The sequence below is a fragment of the Streptomyces glaucescens genome (assembly GCF_002154375.1).
Classification (GTDB): Bacteria; Actinomycetota; Actinomycetes; order Streptomycetales; family Streptomycetaceae; genus Streptomyces; species Streptomyces glaucescens.
Genome location: NZ_MUND01000201.1, coordinates 1 through 4269 on the forward strand (window position 1 = coordinate 1; position 4269 = coordinate 4269).

At 72.3% G+C, this 4269-nt stretch carries 5 protein-coding genes and 1 pseudogene; 4 read left to right on the top strand and 2 right to left on the bottom strand.

What is annotated here, in order from left to right; all coding sequences use genetic code 11:
- The 4 genes and pseudogenes from CCN42_RS44415 to CCN42_RS15095 all read left to right on the top strand — a co-directional run.
- Window positions 1-582: pseudogene (locus CCN42_RS44415) on the top strand (histidine kinase); the annotation flags it as partial.
- The gene (locus tag CCN42_RS15085) at window positions 579-1016 is read left to right on the top strand and encodes a roadblock/LC7 domain-containing protein (RefSeq protein WP_086736130.1); all 438 of its coding nucleotides are present in this window, start codon (window positions 579-581) and stop codon (window positions 1014-1016) included. The pseudogene CCN42_RS44415 and the gene CCN42_RS15085, both read left to right, overlap by 4 nt.
- Window positions 1017-1025: 9 nt before the next feature.
- Complete coding sequence (locus CCN42_RS15090; RefSeq protein ID WP_086170774.1) at window positions 1026-1421, top strand: DUF742 domain-containing protein; 396 nt, start codon at window positions 1026-1028, stop codon at window positions 1419-1421.
- Between the two features lie 73 nt (window positions 1422-1494).
- Window positions 1495-2100, top strand: a complete 606-nt coding sequence (locus tag CCN42_RS15095; protein ID WP_086736132.1) for a GTP-binding protein — start codon at window positions 1495-1497, stop codon at window positions 2098-2100.
- A 111-nt stretch (window positions 2101-2211) separates the two neighbouring features.
- On the opposite strand, the gene glpK is transcribed toward CCN42_RS15095, so the two are convergent.
- Both glpK and CCN42_RS15105 read right to left on the bottom strand, forming a co-directional pair.
- Window positions 2212-3732, bottom strand: coding sequence for a glycerol kinase GlpK (gene glpK / locus CCN42_RS15100; RefSeq protein WP_086736136.1), 1521 nt, complete (start codon window positions 3730-3732; stop codon window positions 2212-2214).
- A 20-nt stretch (window positions 3733-3752) separates the two neighbouring features.
- Window positions 3753-4226, bottom strand: a complete 474-nt coding sequence (locus CCN42_RS15105) for an MIP/aquaporin family protein (protein ID WP_086736134.1) — start codon at window positions 4224-4226, stop codon at window positions 3753-3755.
- Window positions 4227-4269: the final 43 nt, after the last annotated feature.

Genomic DNA, 4269 nt, shown 5'->3' on the forward strand with positions numbered 1-4269 from the left:
CTCCCGACCCGCCGCCGCGGCAGCTCGCCCCTCGGGCGCGGCACCACCCCGCCGGGCCACCATGACGACCGTTCGGACTCCCGGGACCGCGTCGACCTCCCGTCGCTCCCGGCCCGCCGCGAAGGCCGCGACGGCGGCGCCAACCTCCGCGGCGACGCGGACACCGCGGACACCGCGGCCACCCGGGGCGGCCGTCGGGACGGCCTGGACGCGGCCCCGGCCGGAGACACCGCCACCGGCGTCCCGGCCCGGGCCGTAGGCCCGGGGCCAGCCACGCCGGCCCCAGCCGAAGGCACGGGTACAGCCACCGGCACCCCGGCCCCGGCCGCAGGCACGGACACCGGCTCCACCAGGCTGCCCCGCCGGGTGCGCCAGGCCAGTCTCGCGCCGCAGCTCAGGCAGGAACCGGCACGCCGTACCGACGACCGGGCGGCGCCCGCCGAGCGGGACGCCGACGAGGTCCGCAGCCGTATGGCCTCGCTCCAGCGGGGCTGGCGGCGCGGCCGCGAGGAGAACGCCGCGGGCGACGACGCCCAGAGCGGCACAGCACCACGAGGAACGACTAAGGGGGACGGTCGATGACCGCACCGAAGGCGACCGACCACGCCACGACCGGCGGGACCGGCGAGCTGAACTGGCTGCTCGACGATCTGGTGGACCGTGTCGCAAGCATCCGCAAGGCCGTCGTCCTGTCCGGCGACGGGCTGCCCACGGGGGTCTCCAAGGATCTGAGCCGCGAGGACGGTGAGCACCTGGCCGCCGTGGCCTCCGGATTCCACAGCCTCGCCAAGGGCGTCGGCCGCCACTTCGAGGCGGGCGGCGTCCGCCAGACGGTGGTGGAACTGGACGAGGCCTTCCTGTTCGTCACCGCCGCCGGCGACGGCAGCTGCCTCGCCGTGCTCTCCGACGCCGACTCGGACATCGGCCAGGTCGCCTATGAGATGACGCTCCTGGTCAAGCGGGTCGGCCCGCACCTGGCGACCGCCCCGCGCACCGATCTGCCCGCGGGCGGGTAGTGGGATGACATGAGCGCAGACGGTCAGGCAAGAAGCCACTGGTTCGACGACGAGGCCGGGCCGGTCGTCCGCCCGTACGCCATGACGCGCGGCCGCACCAGCCACGCGGCCCAGCACCGCCTCGACCTGATCGCGGTGGTCGTCACGGAGTCCCACGCGAGCGACCCGGAACGGGATCCGACGCTGTCCCCGGAGCACGTGGAGATCGTCGGACTGTGCCGGGACGCCCCGCAGTCGGTCGCCGAACTCTCCGCCGAACTCGACCTGCCCATCGGCGTCGTCCGGGTCCTCATCGGCGACCTCGTGGACGCGGAACTCGTGCACGTGACCCGCCCGGTGCCCCCGGCCGAACTGCCGGACGAGAGCATTCTGCGCGACGTGATCAGCGGCCTCCGGGCGCTGTGAGCAGCGCGGGCGCCGCCGCGCGGAGGCTACCGCCCAGCGCCCACCGACCTTCATCAAGCAGGAGAAGAGACCGATGATCTTCGGGCGTTCCGAGCGTGGCAGGCCCCCGGTCGAGCCCGTCACGCTCAAGATCCTCGTGGCCGGCGGCTTCGGCGTGGGCAAGACCACGCTGGTCGGCGCGGTCAGCGAGATCAGACCGCTGCGCACCGAGGAACCGCTCACGGAGGCAGGCCGTCCGGTCGACGACACCAGTGGTGTGGAGGGCAAGCACACCACCACCGTCGCGATGGACTTCGGCCGCATCACGCTGCGCGAGGACCTGGTGCTGTACCTCTTCGGCACGCCCGGCCAGGAGCGGTTCTGGTTCATGTGGGACGAGCTGTCCGAGGGCGCACTCGGCGCCGTCGTCCTCGCCGACACCCGCCGCCTGGAGGACTGCTTCGCGGCCGTCGACTACTTCGAGCGGCGTTCCATCCCCTTCCTCGTCGGCGTCAACTGCTTCGAGGGCGCCGCGCGTTACCCGGCGGCGGAGGTCCGCGGGGCGCTCGACCTGGACGACCACGTACCCGTCGTGCTGTGCGACGCGCGCGACCGCGAGTCGGTCAAGGAGGTCCTGATCGGCGTCGTCCGTCATGCGATGGCCCACGCCGCGGAGCGCCGCCGCGCCGTCACGACCTGAGCCGGACCCTTGGGCACGGTACGGCTCGTGCCGATGGGCGCGGTACGGCCCGTACCCCCGCCGACTGGGGTACGGGCCGCAGACCTGTTCGGATACCCCGTGCGGGCGACACTAGCCGTCGCCGTTCTCGGCCCAGTCGAAGCTCTTCTCCACGGCCTTGCGCCACCTCCGGTACTCGCGGTCCCGCACCGGCGCCTCCATGGCGGGAGTCCACTCGGCGTCCTTCTGCCAGTGCGCCCTCAGCTCGTCCAGGTCGTTCCACACCCCGGTGGCGAGCCCCGCGGCGTACGCGGCCCCGAGGCAGGTCGTCTCGGACACCCGCGGCCGGATCACCGGCACGCCGAGCACGTCCGCCTGATGCTGCATCAGCAGGTTGTTCCTCGTCATGCCGCCGTCCGCCTTCAGGGCCGTGATCCGCACCCCGGAGTCCTGGTACATGGCGTCCACGACCTCACGCGTCTGCCAGCTCGTCGCCTCCAGCACCGCCCGCGCGAGATGCGCCTTCGTGACGTACCGGGTGAGGCCGGTGACGACGCCGCGCGCGTCGGAGCGCCAGTACGGCGCGAACAGGCCCGAGAAGGCGGGCACGATGTACGCGCCGCCGTTGTCCTGGACGCTCGCCGCCAGCGGCTCGATCTCGTCGGCGCTGCGGATGATGCCGAGCTGGTCGCGGAACCACTGCACCAGCGCGCCCGTGATCGCCATCGAGCCCTCCAGACAGTAGACCGGCGCCTCGTCGCCGATCCTGTAGCCCACCGTGGTGAGCAGCCCGTTCCTGGACGGTACCGGCCGGTTGCCGGTGTTGAGCAGCAGGAAGCTTCCCGTGCCGTAGGTGTTCTTCGCCGTCCCCACGTCGTAGCAGGCCTGTCCGAACACCGCGGCCTGCTGGTCGCCGAGCGCCGACGCGACGGGCACCCCGGCGAGCACGCCGACGGCCGTGCCGTACACCTCGGCCGACGACCTGATCTCCGGAAGGACCGCCTCCGGGACGTTCATCGCGGACAGGATCGAGGAGTCCCACTCCAGGGTGTCCAGGTTCATGAGCATGGTCCGCCCGGCGTTGGTCACGTCCGTGACGTGCCGGCCGCCGTCCGTGCCACCGGTGAGGTTCCAGACCAGCCAGGAGTCGATGGTGCCGAAGGCGATCTCGCCCCGCTCGGCCCGCGCCCGCAGCCCCGGCACGTTGTCGAGCAGCCAGGCCGCCTTGGGCCCCGAGAAGTAGCTCGCCAGCGGCAGCCCGGTCCGCCCGCGGAAGCGGTCCTGCCCGTCCGTACCGCCCAGCTCGTCGCAGAGGGACGCGGTACGGGTGTCCTGCCACACGATCGCGTTGTGCACGGGCTTGCCGGTCGCCCGGTCCCACAGGACGGTCGTCTCGCGCTGGTTGGTGATGCCGAGGGCGCTCAGCTGGTCCGCCCGCAGACCGGCCCTGGCGAGCGCTCCGGCGACCACCGCCTGCACCTTGGACCAGATCTCACCGGCGTCGTGCTCCACCCAGCCGGGCTTGGGGAAGATCTGGCGGTGCTCGCGCTGGTCGACGGCGACGATCCCGCCGTCCCTGTCGAAGACGATGCACCGGCTCGACGTGGTGCCCTGGTCGATCGCGGCGACGTACTTCTCGGCGTTGTCCGTCATGGCCACCCCTTGGGCTCGGTTCAGAAGGCTGCGTTGTGGACGAGACCGGCGGGTGCTCCTCCGATCAGCGGGCCGGCCACCGGAACCCAGGCGTATCCCCAGTCCGAGGTGCCCTTGTTCGGGATCGGCAGCAGGCTGTGCACGATGCGCGGTCCGAGATCGCGCGCGGGGTTGACGGCATAGCCGGTCGGCCCGCCGAGTGAGAGACCGATGCCGACGACGAGCAGCGCCACGATGAGCGCGAGCGTGCCGGACTCGCCCAGCCCTTCGGTCAGTCCGAAGGCGAGGGTCGGTTTCAGATGCCCGCCGGAGAGCGGAGCGGCGGTGTACGCGCACGCCAGCACGGCGAATCCCCAGCCGAACGCGATGACGATCCATCCGGAGGCGTGCGCATTGGAGTGCTTGAGGGTGACGGCGGCGCAGACGCCGGCGCCGAAGAGGATCAGGATCGCGGTGCCGATGGTCTCGCCGACGAAGATGTCTGCGTTGCTCATGGCGGCTCCTAGGTCGTGTCCGCAAAGTCCCGTCTGCCCCGCG